Here is an 18,343-nt window from a genome sequence, read left to right as displayed (position 1 = left end):
AACTGCCTGAGCAATCAGGCAGTTTTTTTTATTCTATACTTTTGGTATAAACCAGTAAGTTCATAGCTCACCTTACCTTTTAAAATAGCTAGTATGTAATAAGCTGTGATTAAAATGCTTTTAAGTGCTATGTTAAGATATACATTTAAACTAAAATCCCAAAACACAAATAAAAGTACCCCAACAATCACTATCAGTAGTGATTTCCAGGTTTGTGGTGTCCAGGGATGAATGTAAAGTCTGTGATAAACGTAAAGGACTTTTGCAAGAGAATAACTCAAGTAGGCAACACATGTTGCAATGGCAGCACCTACCAATCCATAAATGGGAATAAGCCATATGTTTAAACCTACGGCGACTAGTACCAAACACAAACCCATCCAAAGTGTCACTCTATATAGATTAGTATTGTATAATATAGCATTATTACTTCCTAAAAGTGATTCAGAAAATTTAACCAAACTTATCAAGTACACTACCGGTATCGCAATACTAAATTCAGGTTCCAGTAGTTTGTAAAACTCATTTACATTACAAACAATTATTAAAAGCAAAAAACCAGATACGATGCTTAAGTTAAGAGAACTACGTTTATATAATTTCTCTAAATCTGTGGTGTTGTTAGCAGCATAATAACTAGCAACTAGTGGATGTAAAACTTGCGCCATTCCTCGAGCAGGCACTGCTATAACCGCAGCTATAAAAATTGCAACGTTATAATAGGCAATATTCTCAATTTCATTAAATTGATTGAGCATTCCTTTATCTAAATCTAGCATGGCCGTCCCTACCGATCCAGCTATAATCATAAATAAGGAATAAGTAATTAGTTCCTTAGTAGCTAGTAATTTACCCCAACGCCATTTTGGATAATAAATTCTATAAGCCACAATCTTCATGAGAAAAGCTCTCAAAGCATAAATAAGAACTAGACTATAGATAAATTGAACTTGCGTAATGATTTGGGTTGCTACAAGAATAAGCATGACAGTAGCAGATAACCTATAAAAAACTTCTTTAAGGAAATTGCCACCTATTGTCTTCATATGTACTTTGGACCAAGCATAAAAAATTTCGAAGTAACCTTGAAAAACAGCTATTAAAGGAATCGTCCAAAGAAAATCACCCGTTATCTGATTTTCTCTAGAAATGAAAAGCCTTGCTTGGTCTTGATTAAAGTATAGCAAAAAAAAGAAAGGTATAATTATTAATAATGGCCAGAAGAGCATTTGTGTAAGAAAAGTATCTTTCTCCTTTTTAGTTTTAAAATGAGCAAAGTTTTTTACGATTGTGTTGTGAATCCCAAAAGACATAAGTGGAAATAGCAGGAATGCCATGGATAATACATAACCCCATAATCCATAATATTCGTCATCTAAATAAGTAGTGGCTAGTAATAATACATTAACAGCTCCTAGTAAAAAACCAGCTCCTGTGATGCCAAAATTCCACGCGCTATGTTTAATTACTATTCCCATACCTCATTTATCAATTGATTCAATCTATGTGTAAGATTCTTACGATGGAACTGCTCGATATCAGTTGCATCAATCCCAGTATTCTTATTTTCTAAATAATCATTAAATCTAGAAAGAATATAGTTTTTAAGATCTTGTTTAGCATTATAGGTGAAAAAAGAACCAGCTTTTGCCTTCTCTACCCTAGTTTTAATTTCGGCATTAGAAGGTCCAAGGGCAATTATAGGTCTTCTACTAGCCAAGTATTCAAATAACTTACCAGGTACTATGGCTTGTGTGTCCTTAGAATCTATTTCAATAAGTAATAGTAACTGAGTTGCCTTCATTAGGCTGTATGCCACATCATGTTTAACATAACCATGGTTTTCGAGATAAGGATCCAGGTTATAAACCTTAATACTTTTTAATATTTCATCACTTACATTTCCTGCAAGTACTAGCTTGAAATGAGATTTAAACAACTCGTTTTCTTGAGTCAATTCTAATAGAACTTGCCATAACACATGTGGATTACGATCAGAAAGCAAGGTCCCTATATGAGACATGGTAAATTCACCAGGCGGCTGTTGAGTCATTGAGTTTACAGCCCTATCAAATCCATTGGTAATTACTCGTATAGGTGTGTGAGTTTTCGTTGCAAACTCTTGTTTAGTATGTTCACTAGTGACTAACAAATGATCACAAGCATCCAGTACCTTTTGTTCTAAGGATTCGTGTTTACGTCTTGCAATACGAGTAAGTCGTAGTGATTTGTGATAACCTATCGTGGTCCATGGATCCCTAAAATCTGCTATCCACTTCAACTGTGACAACATCCTCTTGAGTTCTAATCCAACCAAATGAACAGAGTGCGGCGGTCCTGTTGTAATGATAATGCTGGAATTATTGACTCTATCTTTTAGTTCCTTGACCACGCGATTCTTCCAACCAATTCTTGCGTCTGGTATAAAGAAATTACCTCTTATAAACAAAGCGATTTTTTCCTTCCAGGATGGTTGCTTATCAAGTATGCCACGTTGTAATTTTTTAGTACGCTTTCGCGAAAGCTTACCCAACCACTTACTAGGTTCCGCTATTGGAACTTTTATAATAGATATGTTTTCTTGAACATCGCTATTCAATGAAGAATCAACTACAGGATAATCTGGATTCTCAGGTATGACAACAGTTATATCATAGTTGTAATGCGATAGATATTTTATGAATTTAAGCCAGCGCTGCACTCCTGGACCACCAGCAGGTGGCCAGTAATACGTAACCAGAATTAAGGATTTATTCATTATTTACTCTTGCGAAATTCATAAAACAATCCACCGATAAATAACAGTAATAGTAGCGCATTACTTGCCAGCATAATTTTAGTTCCTGTTGCAACAACTTCAGGTTCAAATTTCATTGTTACTTCATGTTTTCCTGCAGGAACAGCAATGGCTCTTAGAGCATAGTTAGCTCTAACTATAGGAACTGTTTTACCATCAACAGTTGCTTGCCATCCATGCGGATAATACATTTCTGAAAACAGCACTACACCATCTTCATTAGATTGAGTAGTATAGGTTAATTTCTCTGGATGATATGAAGTCAATTTAACGGTAGCGGCAGAGTCTAATTTTATAATAGGACTGCCTAACTTTTCATATTGGTCTTTAGTGATGTAGGCGTGATTATCTCCATCCAGATTTTTAAGCTGTAGTATTTCTTCATTTTGATTTTCAACTACTTTTAAATCCTTTACAAACCAAGCAGGACCTAAATTTAATGGATTGCGCTGGGCCAATACTCCTGTACTGTCTTGATCGATCACGTACCTAGCATTTAGCATACTCAACAATTGAATGTTTTGCGCGGTTACTCCAATAGGTCTCGTATTTTCATCTTCAAAATAAAACCTGTGCAAATCGTAAAATCTTCTAGGTTTAGCACCGTGATAACCACCCAAAGCTTTATGAAATTTTGATGCGCGAGCACTAGTCAAAGGGCTCATCAGTAAATCATATACCTTAAAATGCCCTTGATCTTGTTGTATTTGAGCATCAGCTTGTGTGTAGGGTAATGCGTTATCATATTCTCTTGCAGAGACATAGTCCTCTTCATTCACATATTGTAAGTCAAAACTTACTAAGTCAATTAGTATTACCAAGGCACAAACGATCAAAGCAACCTTTTCTGTAACTTTTTTCTCGAGTGCCGTGTAAATTATAGCAGCAATTATCAAAATACTTACAAGTGCTTTGATAGCATCAGCTCGCATCATATTAAGTCTATCTTTTCTAAGGGCTTCTACAAATAAGGTTCCTAGTTGTTCATTTTGAGCAAAATAACCATCTGACGGACCAGCAAAATCAAATAGTTTACCGCCAAGTAGAATTAGTATCAACAAAAAACCACCAAACCCTGCGGTAGCAAAGAGTAATGCTTTTTTACGTTTAACAGCTAGTGTCTTGTCATTGAATATATGATATAATCCAACCGCGGCGAGAAAAGGCACTAAGAATTCTATAATGACCTGTATGGATGTAACTGCTCTGAATTTATCATAAAATGGTACGTACTGGATAAAGAATTTAGTCAAAAACGAGAAGTTATCTCCATAGGAAAGTAATAATGCTAAAAGGATAGACCCTAATGTCCACCATTTCAATCTTCCTTTAATCAGAAATAAAGCTATAACAGCAAGAAAAACCACGCTTACTCCTAGATAGGCAGGCGCTTCAACTATAGGCTGTGCTCCCCAATAAGTACTTACATTAGTATTAAGAAACTCTTGGGCATAATTTGCTGGTATTCCTTGCCCCAAAAGATAGTTCATACTTCTTGAGTCAGCATCTGGCGTTGTTCCACTACCACCACCGGCAAAACTTGGAATGATAAGATTTAAGCTTTCACTTAAACCATAACTGTACTCTGTGATATAATCGTAAGGTAAAGCTTGTTGTGGTTCCACGCTTTCGCCTTGAGCATTAATAGAAATAGAAGATGGTCCACGTGTACTTTCCTTAGAATATTCACTGGTTGCCATGAGATTTGCACTGTTTGTACCAAATGCCAATAAAACTGCAACTACCAGTATACCTGTGCTCTTAAAGAAATGTAGCAATAAGCCTTTTCTAATTGCATCAATAAAATAAGCAATTCCTAAAATTACCATTGAAAGCCCTAGGTAATAGGTCATCTGTGGATGGTTAGCCTGTAACTCTAGTCCCATCGCCAGTGCGGTGAGCATAAAACCCCATAAATAGCGTTTTTGAAAGACTAGTAAAATTCCTGATAGAACAAGTGGGAAATAGCCTATCGCATGGGCTTTGGCATTGTGACCAACGCCTAATATTATAATAAGATAGGTGGAGAATCCAAATGCGAGTGCTCCTATGATCCCTATTTTCCATGGTATGCGCATTACCAGCATTAAAATGTAAAAGGAAATTAAGTAGAGAAAGAGGTAATCTGCCGGACGTGGCAGGAACCTTATGGTCCTATCAATAGTATCAAAAAAATCGTAATCATATCTTGCTCCTAACTGATAAGTAGGCATACCACCAAAAGCGGAATCGGTCCAATAAATATCCTCACCTTGTGCTCTATAATCCAGTAACTGACTGGCATTACCTTTATATTGAACAATATCGTTTTGGTATAATTTTTTACCGCTTAGAACAGGACTGAAGTAAGCTAAGGCTGCAATTAAAAAAATCGCGATAGCGATAAAGTGCGGCCAGATTTTTTTAAAATCAAGCTTCATGAAGAAGGTTATATGGTTAATGGTGGGAAATTAATCAATTTCCTCAAAGTCGACGTACTCACCGACCTTTTTCTTTTCTTTGGAGCGAGCTTTTTTAAATGATTTATCAGGTGTTTGGTATGCGTTTTCTGACTTATTGGTAGCGGAATATGGATTGTTAAAACCTGCTCTTTTTTCAAAAGATTTTTGAAAACGTTGCATCGCTTTTTTACCCAGCCAGGCTAGTATAGGTTTACGGAATATCTTAAATAAAATCCTTAAGGCTATTAAGACCATAAGGATGATTAAAAATGTCTTCATTAGAGTTAAAACGAAATGTTTCTATCAAAAATAAAATATCAGTAGATAGATAGTATTTAATAAATCTTAAATTTGGCTCATAGATATTAATCCATGAACGCAATTATTTATAGAATAAGTATAATTACGGCGCTTTTTGTTACACCTTTTCTATCACAAGCGCAATATACGGAAACAATAAACACAAATAATCCCGGTCTTTCTCAAGGTGCTTATGCTTTGGGTACTGGAGTAGCGCAAGTCGAAGCAAATGTATTTTATCGTACTGAAGAACATGTAATTCAACGTTATGAACGTGACTATTATGGTTTAAATTTTCAATTGCGATACGGTGCCTTTTTTGAAGAACTAGAATTCTCGTATATAGGAAGATTCGCTAGTGTGGAACAAACTCAAATAACCGGATTTGGAAATTCTCAATTCAGTTTTAATAACTTTTCTAGAAGTACTTTGGGTGCAAAGTATATGTTTTTTGATCCTAAACGTGTATTTGGTGAAAAGAAAATCAATCTTTATAGCTATCATGCCAATAATCGTTTGAATTGGAAAGATCTAATTCCTGCACTAGCTATATATGCTGGCGCCAATATTGATTTGAGCGATAATAATTTACTTACTCCACCCAAGGACCCTACCTTCTCTCCCAGAATTGAATTAATCACCCAAAACAATTGGGGTCGATGGGTTTTAGTTACAAATTTTGGAGTAGATCGTCTAGGAACTGATTTTCCTTCATGGCAATGGATCATTACCATGACACATAGTATCAACAACAAATGGGCGTTTTTTGGAGAGTATCAAGGTTTTAAATCAGATTTCTATAGTGACGATCTAGCGCGTGGCGGTGCTACTTACTTGATTAATAAAGACTGGCAGGTCGATAGTAGTGTGACTGTAAACTTTAAAGATACACCTACCGTGTTCCAAGTAAATTTAGGAATGTCCTATAGAATCGACTTTCACAAAGATCCTGAGATAAAACAATCCGGTTCACAAGGTGGGAACAAACGCAAAAAGAAAAACAAGGAAAACAAGCTTAATCTAGAAGAAAACCAAAACCCAGACGGAAGAGGATAAGAATATGATAGAAGTTAAACAGATTTCTTCAAAGAAAGACATTAAAAAATTCGTTCAATTCCAACTGGAATTATACAAGAACAATCCCTACTACATACCACCAATCGTCAAAGACGAAATGGCAAACTTTGATCCAGAGAAAAATCAGGTTTTCAAGAACGCTGATTGCTGGTTATTTCTTGCTTATAAAAATGGACAAATTGTAGGTCGTATCGCTGGTATCATTAATTATATTGAGATTAATGATCAGAAAAAACCTAAAATGAGGTATGGATGGCTGGATATGATCGATGACATTGAAGTTACAAAAGCGTTAATAAATGCAGTCGAAAAAATTGGCCACAAAAAAAATCTAGAATTTATAGAAGGGCCTGTTGGCTTCTCTAACATGGACAAGGCAGGAATGCTGGTAGAAGGGTTTGAAGAATTAGGCACCATGATAACATGGTACAACCATCCTTACTACATGGAACACATGGAGATGTTAGGATTCAAAAAAAGTGCGGACTGGATCGAATTCAAATTCACTCCACCCAATCCAGTTCCCGAAAAATTCAACAAGTTTGCTGATATCATCATGCAACGTTACGGCCTTAAACCTCTAGAATTTAAATCGACTAAGGATATTTTACCTTATGTGGACGAGATGTTCGAATTATTGAATAAAACTTATTCGTCATTGGTAACCTATGTGCCTATCCAGCAATATCAAATAGATTTATATAAAGAAAAATACCTACCTTTTATAAATCCTGATTTTATTAAATGTGTAGTAGATAGCAATGGCAAATTAGTAGCATTTGCTATAACAATGCCTTCATTTTCTAAAGCTTTACAGAAAGCCAAAGGTAAATTATTACCATTCGGATTTATACATTTACTTAGAGCTAAACGAAAAAATAACCGTGCCGCATTTTATCTAATTGGTATTGATCCTGAATATCAAGGAAAAGGAGTAACTGCTTTAATATTCAGAAATGTAGCAAAAACTTTCATGGATAATGGGATCACCTTTTGTGAAACAAATCCAGAATTAGAAGATAATATTGCTGTTCAATCTTTATGGAAGAATTACGATCCAGTTTTGCATAAAAGAAGACGTTTATATCGTAAGGACCTGGTGTGATAATTTACAAATGAGTAAGCTTGACTAAACAGATCGTACTAAGAGAATAAACAATGAAGCTTACCTTACAATTAGCAGCAATTTACAATATCCTTTGGGGTTCATGGGTAGTACTTTTTCCTAATCATTTTTTTGAGTTAGTAGGAATGCAACCACTTAATCATCCCATGGTATGGCAAGGAATGGGAATGGTAATAGGTGTTTATGGTCTAGGTTATTGGTGGGCTAGCTACAACCCAATGAAACATTGGCCCATAGTCGCCGTTGGATTTTTAGGTAAAATTTTTGGACCGATTGGATTCGTATTCAACTATCTACAAGACACAGTACCTTTTGAATTTATTTATACCTTAATTACAAATGACTTTATCTGGTGGATACCATTTTATCTCATACTCAAAAAGGTACATACCGATTATAAATGGAAATTAACCTGATGAAAAAGTTGTCGCTATATCTATTTTCAATTTTTTATGGAATAGCTGGGGTTTTTCATTTTATATTTCCTGAAGTATACCACACAGTGATTCCTTCTTACTTACCCTACCCATGCGCAATTAATTATATATCAGGAACACTAGAAATATTGGTAGCAGTTCTCATATGGATTCCACTTCCTTTGCAGTCGCGAAAACTAGCTTCTCAAATCACCATTATAATGCTAGTAGCATTCATCCCTGCTCATATATACTTCATTCAAAATGAAGGATGTGCGGGATCATTTTGTTTACCCAATTGGATAGGTTGGTTAAGACTTGTCATTATCCATCCATTTTTAATCTACTGGGCTTATAAAATAAGAACTATAAAATGATAGAAAACTTACAACTTGCAATCGATTTTGGATTAGTAGTACTTATTTGGATTGTTCAATTATTAATTTATCCCAGCTTTGAGTACTTTACTAGTGAATCCTTATCAAAATGGCATAAGATCTACACACGCAACATAACCTTTATAGTTGCTCCTATGATGATTATTCAATTGGTTATCAGCATTTATTTAGTCTGGAACGATCTTTCTTTTGTTAATGCGATCTATTTTGCACTAGTTATCCTTACTTGGGTGACAACAATGGTCATTTACGTTCCTTTACACAGAGAAATTGATTTACATCCAGATAAAAAGGAGACATGTATTAAATTAACCAGAAAGAATTGGTTGAGAGTTATTTTATGGACTACAATCTTTCTTTTAATGCATTTATTAAATTAATTATAACGCCTCTCAATCGTTTGAAATATAGAAGTGTAGTTAATTAAGGAATAATTCTGTGAAAAAATTAAACACTAGGTGTAATAAAATCGGATGTTTTACGACTAATTAAATTGTGTAAAAGTCACACCATTACTAGGCTGAAGATTAGTCAGCAAGTAAGTGAACGGCATGATTTTTGCTACTTATTTAAGACTGACAAAAGCTGTCAGTTGTTTAACCCTTATAAATCTTTCATTACTACATGAGACAACTCAAAATCACCAAGCAGGTTACAAACCGTGAGTCTAAATCGCTGGATAAGTACCTACAAGACATCTCTAAAATTGATCTTATCACCGCAGAGGAAGAAGTAGAATTAGCTCAGCGCATTAAAAAAGGTGATCAAAGAGCCCTAGAAAGACTGACTACTGCAAACTTACGATTCGTAGTTTCTGTAGCAAAACAGTACCAGAATCAAGGGCTTAAGTTGCCAGATCTAATTAATGAAGGAAACGCCGGACTCGTAAAGGCTGCAAAAAGATTTGATGAGACTCGTGGATTTAAATTTATATCATACGCAGTATGGTGGATCCGTCAGTCTATTCTACAAGCACTAGCAGAGCAGTCACGTATCGTGCGCCTACCATTGAACAAGATCGGTTCTATTAACAAGATTAATAAGGCATTTTCACACCTTGAGCAATTGCACGAGCGTCCACCATCACCTGAAGAACTAGCAAAAGAGCTAGATATGACAGTGAGCGACGTTAAGCAATCTCTTAAAAACGCTGGTCGTCACGTATCCATGGATGCTCCGCTTAAAGAAGGAGAAACATCAAACCTTTACGATGTTGTACGCAGTGGTGAGTCACCTAATCCAGATAAGGAATTATTACACGAGTCGTTAACGTTAGAAATTAAGCGTGCACTTGAAACCTTATCTCAAAAAGAGGCAGATGTTATTTCCCTTTACTTCGGTATAGGAAATCAACAACCTATGAGTCTTGAAGAAATAGGTGAAACTTTTGACTTAACTCGTGAGCGCGTGCGCCAGATTAAAGAAAAAGGTATTAAGAGATTAAGACAAAACTCAAGAAGTAAAATCCTTAAGTCATATTTAGGGTAATCAGTCCCTACTTTTTATTATAACGCCTCGAGAAATCGAGGCGTTTTTGATTTTAGATATTTTTAAACTTGTTTTAGGAATATCTATTGATAAAATTTCTTTTCTTGAAATAAAAACATGAATACTCTGATTATACTCAACGATTCTAAAGAAACCCTTACCGCTTCTGGAGTTTCAATAGGAACCGCCATATTCACCTCACTTGCCGTGGTTTGTTCTTGGACTCGCAATAGAAGTGTGTTCTGGGCATTTGTAGCAGGAGTTTTCAATATCTTTTACGTGATTTATTGGTTAATGACTCGTACTGAAGAGGAACAGCGAAAAAAGAAATAGAAATGTTATTTCTACCTTAAGTAGTCTATCACCTTTTCAGAATTCTACTACATTTAAAGAAAAGACAGTTTTATGGATTTTATTTACTCAAGCGACGACCCTATTTGGGAAACTATAGTAAGTAGTGTGGCAATCTTCATTTTGATTATTATAATAACGCGAATTGTAGGATTAAGATCATTTGCAAAATTTACTACTTACGACTTTGCCATCACAGTAGCGATAGGTAGTATTGTTTCTTCTATTTTAACCTCATCGACATCAGTTGCTCAAGGCTTTACAGCAATAGCGGCCTTATTATTACTTACTTTAATTGTTTCAATAATCCAAAAACGTAATTCCAAAATTAAAAGCAGTATTTCAAACCAACCTATTCTGTTAATGAAAGGAAAGGAAATTCTTTATGACAATCTTAAAAAAGCTCACGTACATGAAGATCAATTAATAGCAAAATTAAGAGAGGCTAATGTTATCCGCCTAGATCAAGTAGTAGCGGTAGTTTTGGAAACAACAGGAGATATCTCAGTATTACACTGTGATGATGCAAGTAATGCAAACTTGCACGATAAAATTTTACAAGGCGTCAAGGATAATTAAAGAGCTTATAAAAAGACAACTAAAAATACTTAAAGACAAGCATAAAAAAACGCCTCGAAATCTCGAGGCGTTTGTATATTCTGAATAAGTAAACCTTATTTCTTTTTGAATTTTGCGTACTTGTTCTTGAACTTGTCGATACGACCAGCAGTATCGATAAGCTTGCTCTGACCTGTATAAAACGGGTGAGATGTACGAGAGATTTCTAATTTGATTAGTGGATACTCATTTCCATCCACTTCAATAGTTTCTTTAGTATCTGCAGTAGACTTAGTGATAAAGATCTCATCGTTAGACATATCTTTAAATGCTACTAGTCTATAATTATCTGGGTGTATTCCTTTTTGCATGACTATACTTGTTCTTTTTGCGGGTGCAAATTTAAACTTTTTTATTTGTAATACAACATCTTTTAAAAAAATATGTTGCTTGAAACGCAAATATCAGCATTTTTTAGTTTTTCTACTACTTACTAAGCGCTAAAACATGGAAACTTATTTTAAACAAGTTTCTCTTATACATAACAAAAGCACAGTAACTATCTTTGCCTGAAATAAAATGAATATACATGCTGCCTCCACAAATTAAAAAGATTGGATTATCCTACGGGATTATAGGAGCAATCGTAATGGTTACCACCTATCTTATATTCTGGAAAACAGGTAATTTTCTAAATCCCTTAATAAGTGTATTTGCACATATACTATGGCCACTGGGCTTTGGTTTTGGCGCGCAAATCCACGCTAAAATCAGTCAGAAAGGTTTTATTCAAACACGTGAAGCAGTAGCAGCTTTTTTCTTGGCAATTTTACTAATTTGCATTGTAGAATCAGCAACCATTTATTTGATTTACACACAAATAGATCCTGAATTACAAAACACAGTGCAGGACGCTGCCATGAAAGTTTATGAAGAGCGTAAGGCAGCAGGATTGACTATACCAAAGCCGCAAAAAATGGATTTAAGTTTTCAAGGGTTCTCTCTTTCTACAGTCATGAAAATATTACTACTGCTGGTTCCTGGAATAATCGTAGGTTTGATTTTAAGAAAAAAACGCCCACAACAGGTTTAAATCGTGAGTAAACAACTGTCCATAGTCATCCCTCTTTTAAATGAAGAGGAATCCTTAGAGGAACTTCATCAATGGATTCTACGCGTCTTGGAACAAACAGATATCACCTACGATATCTGGTTTATTGACGACGGTAGCACTGATAATAGTTGGGATGTAGTGAGTACGCTTTCGCGAAAGCATAACAACACAAACGCCATTAAATTTCTCACTAACTATGGAAAATCACAAGCTCTACACGCAGGATTTGCTGCTGTAAAAGGTGAAGTGGTCATTACAATGGATGCCGATTTACAGGACAGTCCTGAAGAAATCCCGGCATTGTACCAAATGATTACAGAGCAAGGTTTTGATTTAGTAAGTGGTTGGAAAAAGAAACGTTATGACAGTGTCATTGCCAAAAACTTACCTAGTAAATTATTTAATTGGGCTGCAAGAAAAACCAGTGGATTAACCTTGCATGACTTTAACTGCGGTTTAAAGGCTTATCGTCGTGAAGTGGTAAAGAATGTTGATGTTCACGGTGAAATGCACCGATACATTCCCGTTCTTGCCGCAAATGCCGGTTTTAAGAATATTACTGAAAAGGTTGTGGTTCATCAAGCTAGGAAATATGGTAGTACCAAATTTGGATATGAAAGATTCATCAATGGCTTTTTGGATCTAATTACCATTGGCTTCTTGTCTAAGTATGGAAAACGCCCCATGCACTTATTCGGTAGTTTAGGCATCGTTATGTTTTTAATTGGTTTTGTAATCGCAGGATATGTAGGCATTTCAAAACTTTACCGATTATACAATGATTTACCCTATAATCTTGTGACTGACAATCCTTGGTTCTTTATTGCGCTTACCGTTATGTTATTAGGTACGTTATTTTTTATTGCAGGTTTTCTAGGAGAGTTGATATTGCGCAGTGGTAACCAAAGCGGCCGTTACTTTATCGAGGAGAAACTAGATCATTAGGAGAATGACCACCATGTAGTTTAACAAACTCTATGTAAGAGTTTAAAAGCTAGCATTGCTACTAATTCCTATCTTTGCAATTCTAATCAATGATTATGAATAAACAAGAAATCTTGAATGTAGCCCAAACTTGGACTCAAGAACCATTTGATAAGGAAACACGTAGTCAAACACAACATCTAATTGATCAAGATATAGCTCAATTAGAAGAGTCATTTTACAAGGACCTTGAATTTGGTACTGGTGGTATGAGAGGAATAATGGGAGTTGGTACAAACCGAATTAATAAGTACACATTAGGAAAAAACACTCAAGGACTTTCTCAATATCTTAAAAAATCATTTCCAGGAGAACAAATAAAAGTGGCTATTGCCTATGATTGCAGGCACAATTCAAAAGAATTAGCTCAAACTGTCTCTCAAGTTTTTAGCGCAAATGGTATTCAAGTTTATTTATTTGAAGAATTGCGCCCTACTCCACTGCTCTCTTACACCGTAAAACGTAAAGATTGTCATGCAGGTATTGTACTCACCGCAAGTCACAATCCGCCAGAATACAACGGTTACAAAGTCTACTGGCAGGACGGCGGACAACTAGTTCCTCCACAGGATAAAGAATTGCTAGAACTCATTAATTCGTTAGAATTTAAAGATATCAACTTTAACGGTGATGATAAACTCATAGAATTATTAACTCCAGAGGATGATAATGCCTTTATTGAAGATAGTATAAAAGCTGCAAAAGTTGCAGGTGATGTAGATCGTAGCCGAGTAAAAATTGTGTTTACCAGTTTACACGGTACCAGCATTACATTAATTCCTGAAACTCTTAAAAGAGCTGGTTACACCGATTTACACGTTGTTAAGGAACAAGCTATACCTAACGGTGATTTCCCTACCGTAAAGTCTCCTAATCCTGAAGAGCCTGAAGCATTACAAATGGCAGTAGAACTTGCCAATAAAATTAATGCTGATATGGTTATAGGAACTGATCCCGATAGTGACCGATTAGGAGTCGCAGTGCGTGATAATGATGGTAACATGGTATTGCTTAATGGTAATCAAACCATGATCACCATGACCGATTTCTTACTTAAAAAAGCTGATCTAAGTTCATTAATCAATCCTTTCATTGGTTCTACCATTGTAAGTACACCGATGATGCATGATTTGGCTATGGCTTATGATGTAGAATGTAAGGAAGGATTAACTGGTTTTAAGTGGATTGCCAAAATGATTAAAGATCATCCAAATCAAGATTTTATAGGTGGTGGAGAAGAAAGTTTTGGATATATGGTAGGTGATTTTGTAAGAGACAAAGATGCTGTAACCGCAGCACTACTAGCCTGTGAAATGTACGCGCAAGCTAAAGCAAATAATTCTACCTTTTACAAGGACTTGATCAAACTTTACCAGCAACATGGTCTTTATCAAGAAAAACTGGTTGCTCTAGTAAAAAAAGGTATATCTGGTGCTGCAGAAATAAAGCAAATGATGATTGACTTAAGAGAACAGCCACCACAAACGATAGCTGGTCAAGAAGTTATCATAACAGAAGACTACTCCAGTAGTATTAGGTACAATAAGCATTTGGATAAAAAAGAAACCATGGAAGTTCCAAAGTCCAATGTACTTATATTTTATCTAGCAGACGGTACTAAGATAGCAGCCAGACCTAGTGGTACAGAACCTAAGATCAAATTTTATATTTCAACTAAAACTGGATTGTCCAATCCAGAAGATTACAAAGCAACACAGCAACAATTAATTAATAAAATAGACGCTGTACTTAAAGATTTAGACATTCAATAAATGAATTATTTTAAAGAAATTCTGAGGTATGCAAAGCCCTACAAAACCTCAGGAATATTGAATATTACTTTTAATATTCTCTTTGCTCTATTTGGAGCATTGAGCTTTGTATCCTTAATCCCTATGCTAGATGTTTTGTTTGACAAAACACAAGCAATTACCGAAGAACCTGTTTGGACTGGAATTCAAAACGGCATGGACTATCTCAAAGGATACTTAGGATATTATGTAACCACTCAAACTGAAAGTAAAGAACAAGCATTAATAGTTGTTATCGCCCTAGTTCTATCACTTTTCTTCCTTAAAAATCTATTTGGTTATTTAGGAATGTACTTTATTGCCTATTTGAGAAATGGAGTATTAAAGGATATACGTGATGATTTGTACGCAAAAATCATAAATCTGCCTATTTCTTATTTTTCTGAAAAGCGTAAAGGTGATGTAATCGCACGCACAAGTGCCGATGTGTTACAAATTCAACATAGTTTTTTGTCGATTCTAGAATTGATTATAAAAGAACCACTTAATATTATTTTCACTTTAATATTAATGATCATCTTAAGTCCGCAGCTTACCATTTTTATGATTTTATTCTTACCTGTCTCTGGATTTTTGATTTCTAGATTGGGTAAAAAATTAAAAAACCGTAGTAGTCAAGTACAGCGAGAGCAAGGTTACTTTTTGTCCCTTTTAGAAGAAACCCTAAGTGGTTTGAAAGTAATTAAAGGCTTCAATGCAGAAGAACGTTTACAAGAAACATTTGAGAGTAGCACGCAGCGCATGAATAGATATGCAATCAAGCTCAATCACAGAAAAGGATTGGCTAGTCCAGTGAGTGAGTTTTTAGGAATTCTCATGATTGGAGTATTGCTTTGGTTTGGTGGTAGACTGGTACTCACAGAAGAAAGTATAGACCCTACCACATTTATTGGTTTTATGGCTTTGGCTTACAACATATTAACACCAGCCAAGGCTCTTTCAAAAGCAAGTTATCAAGTAAAAGAAGGTAATGCGGCAGCGCAGCGTGTACTTGAAATACTCCATACAAAGAATGAGATTGAAGATAAAGAAGGTGCTGTTGAGATGTCCGCTTTCGCGAAAGCGATACAACTTAAAAACGTTACGTTTTCATACGTTGATGAACCAGTACTTAAAGACTTCAGTCTTGATATACCAAAGGGAAGTACCGTCGCACTGGTTGGTCAATCTGGCTCTGGTAAAAGTACGATAGCTAACTTACTCACCAGGTTTTACGACATTGAAAATGGCACCATATCTATTGATGAACACAATATTAAAGATGTTAGTTTAAAAAGTCTAAGAGACCAAATGGCATTAGTTACACAGGATTCTATCCTCTTCAATGATACCGTGGCTGCCAATGTCGCGTTGAGTGACAAAAATGCCAGTGAAGAAAGTATTATTGAGGCTTTAAAAATTGCTAATGCTTGGGAATTTGTAAAAGATCTTCCTAATGGTATACACACAAATATAGGTGACAGCGGTGGTAAATTAAGCGGTGGTCAAAAACAGCGTCTCTCTATCGCAAGAGCAGTTCTTAAAAATGCTCCTATTCTTATATTAGATGAAGCTACTAGCGCACTAGATACTGAAAGCGAACGACTAGTGCAAGATGCGCTAGAGCGTGTGATGAAAAATAGAACATCAGTAGTTATTGCACACCGACTATCTACTATTCAAAACGCAGATCACATTGTGGTAATGAAGAAAGGGCAAATTGTAGAGCAAGGAACTCATGATGAATTATTATCCAAAAACGGTCTTTATCACACTCTAGTTGAAATGCAAAGTCTGGGATAAATGTCACTAGTACATAGATTTTCAAAGGACATATCAGGTATTGAATTACCAGATAGGTTTACATTTCCTTTTTATTATAAACCTCATGAACTAGCTAGTATAGCGAGTCAGGAATTACAGGAATACCTAGAAAGTTTTGATAATTGGTTTTTTGATTTAAATCTTGGTCCAAAAAATTATAAACACCATTTGGGTAAAATGTTTGGTGTTTTAGTGGTAAAAGATTCACGAGGTGAGCTGGGCTATTTAACTGCTTTCTCTGGTGTAATTACAGGTGAACAGGAAAATAACTATTTTGTACCGCTAGTGTATAATATGTTTGAAACTACTGGCAGGTATGCCATTGAATCTAAAGAACTTGCCTTTATCAATGATCGTATTTACCAACTAGAACATGATGAGAAGTTTTTATCTCAAAAAATAAGGTATCAAAAAATTCTAGAAGAAAACGAGGAAAAGATACAGGCTCAAATAGCCAAGCATAAAAAACAAAAGCAAGCTAGAAAAGAATCTAGAAACCTAGCGCTTGGTCAACCTGAAGATCTAGAAGAATTACGCAAAAAACACCACGATCAGAGCATGAAAGAAAAGTTTCTTTTGAGAGAGTATCGTGCTTATCTAGAGGAAAAAGCAACCAAAGCCGGCTCCATTGTTACAAATCAAGAGAAGGAAATCTCTAGACTTAAATCTTTGCGCAAGGAAAAGTCAAATGATTTACAATCTTTTATTTTTGAACAGTACAACTTTCTGAATGCAAAAGGCGAATCGAGAACGGCATTAGATATCTTTAAAAACGTTCCTCCTTTCTTCCCTCCATCGGGAACTGGTGACTGCTGCGCTCCCAAACTATTACAATACGCTTATTTAAACAAACTAGAACCCATATGCATGGCCGAATTCTGGTATGGGGAATCACCACCATCACAGGTGCGTAAACATGGTAACTTCTATCCAGCCTGCCGTTCAAAATGTGAGCCATTACTCCTGCATATGTTACAAGGTTTACAAGTCGATGAAAATCCCATGTTACAAAACCCAGCAATAGGTAAAGTAATTGAACTTATATATGAGGATGAATATATAGTCGTCATTAACAAACCAGCAGAGTTTTTATCAGTTCGAGGTAAGAATATTTCCGATAGTGTTGAAGAACGTATGAGAGCAAGATATCCTAATGCCACAGGTCCTATGATTCTGCACAGATTAGATATGTCAACATCTGGAATTATGATTATTGCTCTAGATAAAAAAGGACATAAAAGACTGCAAGAGCAGTTTATCACGAGAACTGTGAGTAAAAAATATACTGCGGTTTTAGATGGTATCGTTCAAAACCAAGATGGATTTATTTCATTACCCTTAAGAGTAGATCTAGACAATAGACCTTACCAACTTGTAGATCCCGTTCATGGTAAGAATGCTAGAACAAAATTTGAAGTAATAGAGGTTAAAAACGGATATACCAAAGTAAACTTTTATCCAATTACTGGGCGCACCCATCAATTAAGAGTTCATGCAGCTCATCACGAGGGATTGAACGCACCTATAAAAGGTGATGATCTTTATGGAACAAAACAGGACAGGTTGTACCTACATGCTCAAGAACTCACTATTGTACATCCTTACACAAAAGAAAAAATGACCTTTGAAGCACCTAGTCCTTTTTAATTGTGGAAAAGACTTTGTAAAAGTGATTTTAG

At 35.5% G+C, this 18,343-nt stretch carries 17 protein-coding genes and 1 pseudogene; 13 read left to right on the top strand and 5 right to left on the bottom strand.

The genetic code is table 11. The features are described from left to right. Positions 1–14: 14 nt before the first annotated feature. The 4 genes and pseudogenes from BST93_RS07540 to BST93_RS07525 form a co-directional block, all read right to left on the bottom strand. Positions 15–1,478 carry a lipopolysaccharide biosynthesis protein gene (locus BST93_RS07540; RefSeq protein WP_105018680.1) on the bottom strand — a complete coding sequence of 488 codons (1,464 nt, stop codon included), beginning with the start codon at positions 1,476–1,478 and terminating at the stop codon, positions 15–17. Continuing rightward, positions 1,469–2,758, bottom strand: coding sequence for a glycosyltransferase family protein (locus BST93_RS07535; protein WP_105018679.1), 1,290 nt, complete (start codon positions 2,756–2,758; stop codon positions 1,469–1,471). Before BST93_RS07535 ends, BST93_RS07540 begins: the two co-directional genes overlap by 10 nt. Then, on the bottom strand, positions 2,758–5,217 hold the full coding sequence (locus tag BST93_RS07530) for a YfhO family protein (protein ID WP_105018678.1): 2,460 nt from the start codon (positions 5,215–5,217) through the stop codon (positions 2,758–2,760). The genes BST93_RS07535 and BST93_RS07530 overlap by 1 nt, the downstream gene beginning before the upstream one ends. Positions 5,218–5,247: 30 nt before the next feature. Further along, positions 5,248–5,523: pseudogene (locus BST93_RS07525) on the bottom strand (DUF4834 family protein); the annotation flags it as partial. Between the two features lie 87 nt (positions 5,524–5,610). On the opposite strand from BST93_RS07525, the gene BST93_RS07520 reads away from it, so the two are divergent. The 8 genes from BST93_RS07520 to BST93_RS07485 all read left to right on the top strand — a co-directional run bounded on the left by BST93_RS07520 (position 5,611) and on the right by BST93_RS07485 (position 10,973). Continuing rightward, complete coding sequence (locus BST93_RS07520) at positions 5,611–6,594, top strand: transporter (protein ID WP_105018676.1); 984 nt, start codon at positions 5,611–5,613, stop codon at positions 6,592–6,594. A gap of 4 nt (positions 6,595–6,598) precedes the next feature. Further along, positions 6,599–7,720, top strand: coding sequence for a GNAT family N-acetyltransferase (locus tag BST93_RS07515; RefSeq protein ID WP_105018675.1), 1,122 nt, complete (start codon positions 6,599–6,601; stop codon positions 7,718–7,720). 53 nt (positions 7,721–7,773) lie between these two features. Beyond that, the gene (locus BST93_RS07510) at positions 7,774–8,157 is read left to right on the top strand and encodes an alkyl hydroperoxide reductase (RefSeq protein WP_105018674.1); all 384 of its coding nucleotides are present in this window, start codon (positions 7,774–7,776) and stop codon (positions 8,155–8,157) included. Beyond that, positions 8,157–8,534, top strand: a complete 378-nt coding sequence (locus BST93_RS07505; RefSeq protein WP_258150499.1) for a DoxX family protein — start codon at positions 8,157–8,159, stop codon at positions 8,532–8,534. The genes BST93_RS07510 and BST93_RS07505 overlap by 1 nt, the downstream gene beginning before the upstream one ends. Then, entirely contained in the window at positions 8,531–8,935 is a 405-nt protein-coding gene (locus BST93_RS07500; RefSeq protein WP_105018672.1) for a hypothetical protein, read from the top strand. The genes BST93_RS07505 and BST93_RS07500 overlap by 4 nt, the downstream gene beginning before the upstream one ends. 244 nt (positions 8,936–9,179) lie before the next feature. Next, positions 9,180–10,043 (top strand): sigma-70 family RNA polymerase sigma factor, encoded by an 864-nt coding sequence (locus BST93_RS07495; RefSeq protein WP_042278208.1) that lies wholly within the window; start codon positions 9,180–9,182, stop codon positions 10,041–10,043. A 117-nt stretch (positions 10,044–10,160) separates the two neighbouring features. Next, entirely contained in the window at positions 10,161–10,376 is a 216-nt protein-coding gene (locus BST93_RS07490) for a hypothetical protein (protein WP_105018671.1), read from the top strand. 72 nt (positions 10,377–10,448) lie between these two features. Further along, entirely contained in the window at positions 10,449–10,973 is a 525-nt protein-coding gene (locus BST93_RS07485; RefSeq protein WP_105018670.1) for a DUF421 domain-containing protein, read from the top strand. 95 nt (positions 10,974–11,068) lie between these two features. On the opposite strand, the gene BST93_RS07480 is transcribed toward BST93_RS07485, so the two are convergent. After that, positions 11,069–11,323 (bottom strand): type B 50S ribosomal protein L31, encoded by a 255-nt coding sequence (locus BST93_RS07480; RefSeq protein ID WP_042278201.1) that lies wholly within the window; start codon positions 11,321–11,323, stop codon positions 11,069–11,071. Between the two features lie 218 nt (positions 11,324–11,541). Between BST93_RS07480 and BST93_RS07475 the strand changes: the two genes are divergently transcribed. The 5 genes from BST93_RS07475 (at position 11,542) to BST93_RS07455 (ending at position 18,311) form a co-directional block, all read left to right on the top strand. Next, on the top strand, positions 11,542–12,045 hold the full coding sequence (locus tag BST93_RS07475; RefSeq protein WP_105018669.1) for a DUF4199 domain-containing protein: 504 nt from the start codon (positions 11,542–11,544) through the stop codon (positions 12,043–12,045). 3 nt (positions 12,046–12,048) lie between these two features. After that, positions 12,049–13,011 carry a glycosyltransferase family 2 protein gene (locus BST93_RS07470; RefSeq protein ID WP_105018668.1) on the top strand — a complete coding sequence of 321 codons (963 nt, stop codon included), beginning with the start codon at positions 12,049–12,051 and terminating at the stop codon, positions 13,009–13,011. Between the two features lie 95 nt (positions 13,012–13,106). Next, positions 13,107–14,822, top strand: a complete 1,716-nt coding sequence (locus BST93_RS07465; protein ID WP_105018667.1) for a phospho-sugar mutase — start codon at positions 13,107–13,109, stop codon at positions 14,820–14,822. Next, on the top strand, positions 14,823–16,643 hold the full coding sequence (locus tag BST93_RS07460) for an ABC transporter ATP-binding protein (protein WP_105018666.1): 1,821 nt from the start codon (positions 14,823–14,825) through the stop codon (positions 16,641–16,643). Continuing rightward, the gene (locus tag BST93_RS07455; protein ID WP_105018665.1) at positions 16,644–18,311 is read left to right on the top strand and encodes an RluA family pseudouridine synthase; all 1,668 of its coding nucleotides are present in this window, start codon (positions 16,644–16,646) and stop codon (positions 18,309–18,311) included. Positions 18,312–18,343 lie beyond the last annotated feature (32 nt).

Origin of the sequence: Nonlabens tegetincola (assembly GCF_002954355.1) — a bacterium.
Lineage (GTDB): Bacteria > Bacteroidota > Bacteroidia > Flavobacteriales > Flavobacteriaceae > Nonlabens > Nonlabens tegetincola.
This window is presented reverse-complemented; position numbering and strand designations above follow the sequence as displayed.

Bases quoted from the DNA above. Each gene is read 5' to 3' on its own strand.
- BST93_RS07540 (WP_105018680.1), bottom strand. From the start codon at position 1,478: ATGGGAATAGTAATTAAACATAGCGCGTGGAATTTTGGCATCACAGGA.
- BST93_RS07535 (WP_105018679.1), bottom strand. From the start codon at position 2,758: ATGAATAAATCCTTAATTCTGGTTACGTATTACTGGCCACCTGCTGGT.
- BST93_RS07530 (WP_105018678.1), bottom strand. From the start codon at position 5,217: ATGAAGCTTGATTTTAAAAAAATCTGGCCGCACTTTATCGCTATCGCG.
- BST93_RS07520 (WP_105018676.1), top strand. From the start codon at position 5,611: ATGAACGCAATTATTTATAGAATAAGTATAATTACGGCGCTTTTTGTT.
- BST93_RS07515 (WP_105018675.1), top strand. From the start codon at position 6,599: ATGATAGAAGTTAAACAGATTTCTTCAAAGAAAGACATTAAAAAATTC.
- BST93_RS07510 (WP_105018674.1), top strand. From the start codon at position 7,774: ATGAAGCTTACCTTACAATTAGCAGCAATTTACAATATCCTTTGGGGT.
- BST93_RS07505 (WP_258150499.1), top strand. From the start codon at position 8,157: ATGAAAAAGTTGTCGCTATATCTATTTTCAATTTTTTATGGAATAGCT.
- BST93_RS07500 (WP_105018672.1), top strand. From the start codon at position 8,531: ATGATAGAAAACTTACAACTTGCAATCGATTTTGGATTAGTAGTACTT.
- BST93_RS07495 (WP_042278208.1), top strand. From the start codon at position 9,180: ATGAGACAACTCAAAATCACCAAGCAGGTTACAAACCGTGAGTCTAAA.
- BST93_RS07490 (WP_105018671.1), top strand. From the start codon at position 10,161: ATGAATACTCTGATTATACTCAACGATTCTAAAGAAACCCTTACCGCT.
- BST93_RS07485 (WP_105018670.1), top strand. From the start codon at position 10,449: ATGGATTTTATTTACTCAAGCGACGACCCTATTTGGGAAACTATAGTA.
- BST93_RS07480 (WP_042278201.1), bottom strand. From the start codon at position 11,323: ATGCAAAAAGGAATACACCCAGATAATTATAGACTAGTAGCATTTAAA.
- BST93_RS07475 (WP_105018669.1), top strand. From the start codon at position 11,542: ATGCTGCCTCCACAAATTAAAAAGATTGGATTATCCTACGGGATTATA.
- BST93_RS07465 (WP_105018667.1), top strand. From the start codon at position 13,107: ATGAATAAACAAGAAATCTTGAATGTAGCCCAAACTTGGACTCAAGAA.
- BST93_RS07460 (WP_105018666.1), top strand. From the start codon at position 14,823: ATGAATTATTTTAAAGAAATTCTGAGGTATGCAAAGCCCTACAAAACC.
- BST93_RS07455 (WP_105018665.1), top strand. From the start codon at position 16,644: ATGTCACTAGTACATAGATTTTCAAAGGACATATCAGGTATTGAATTA.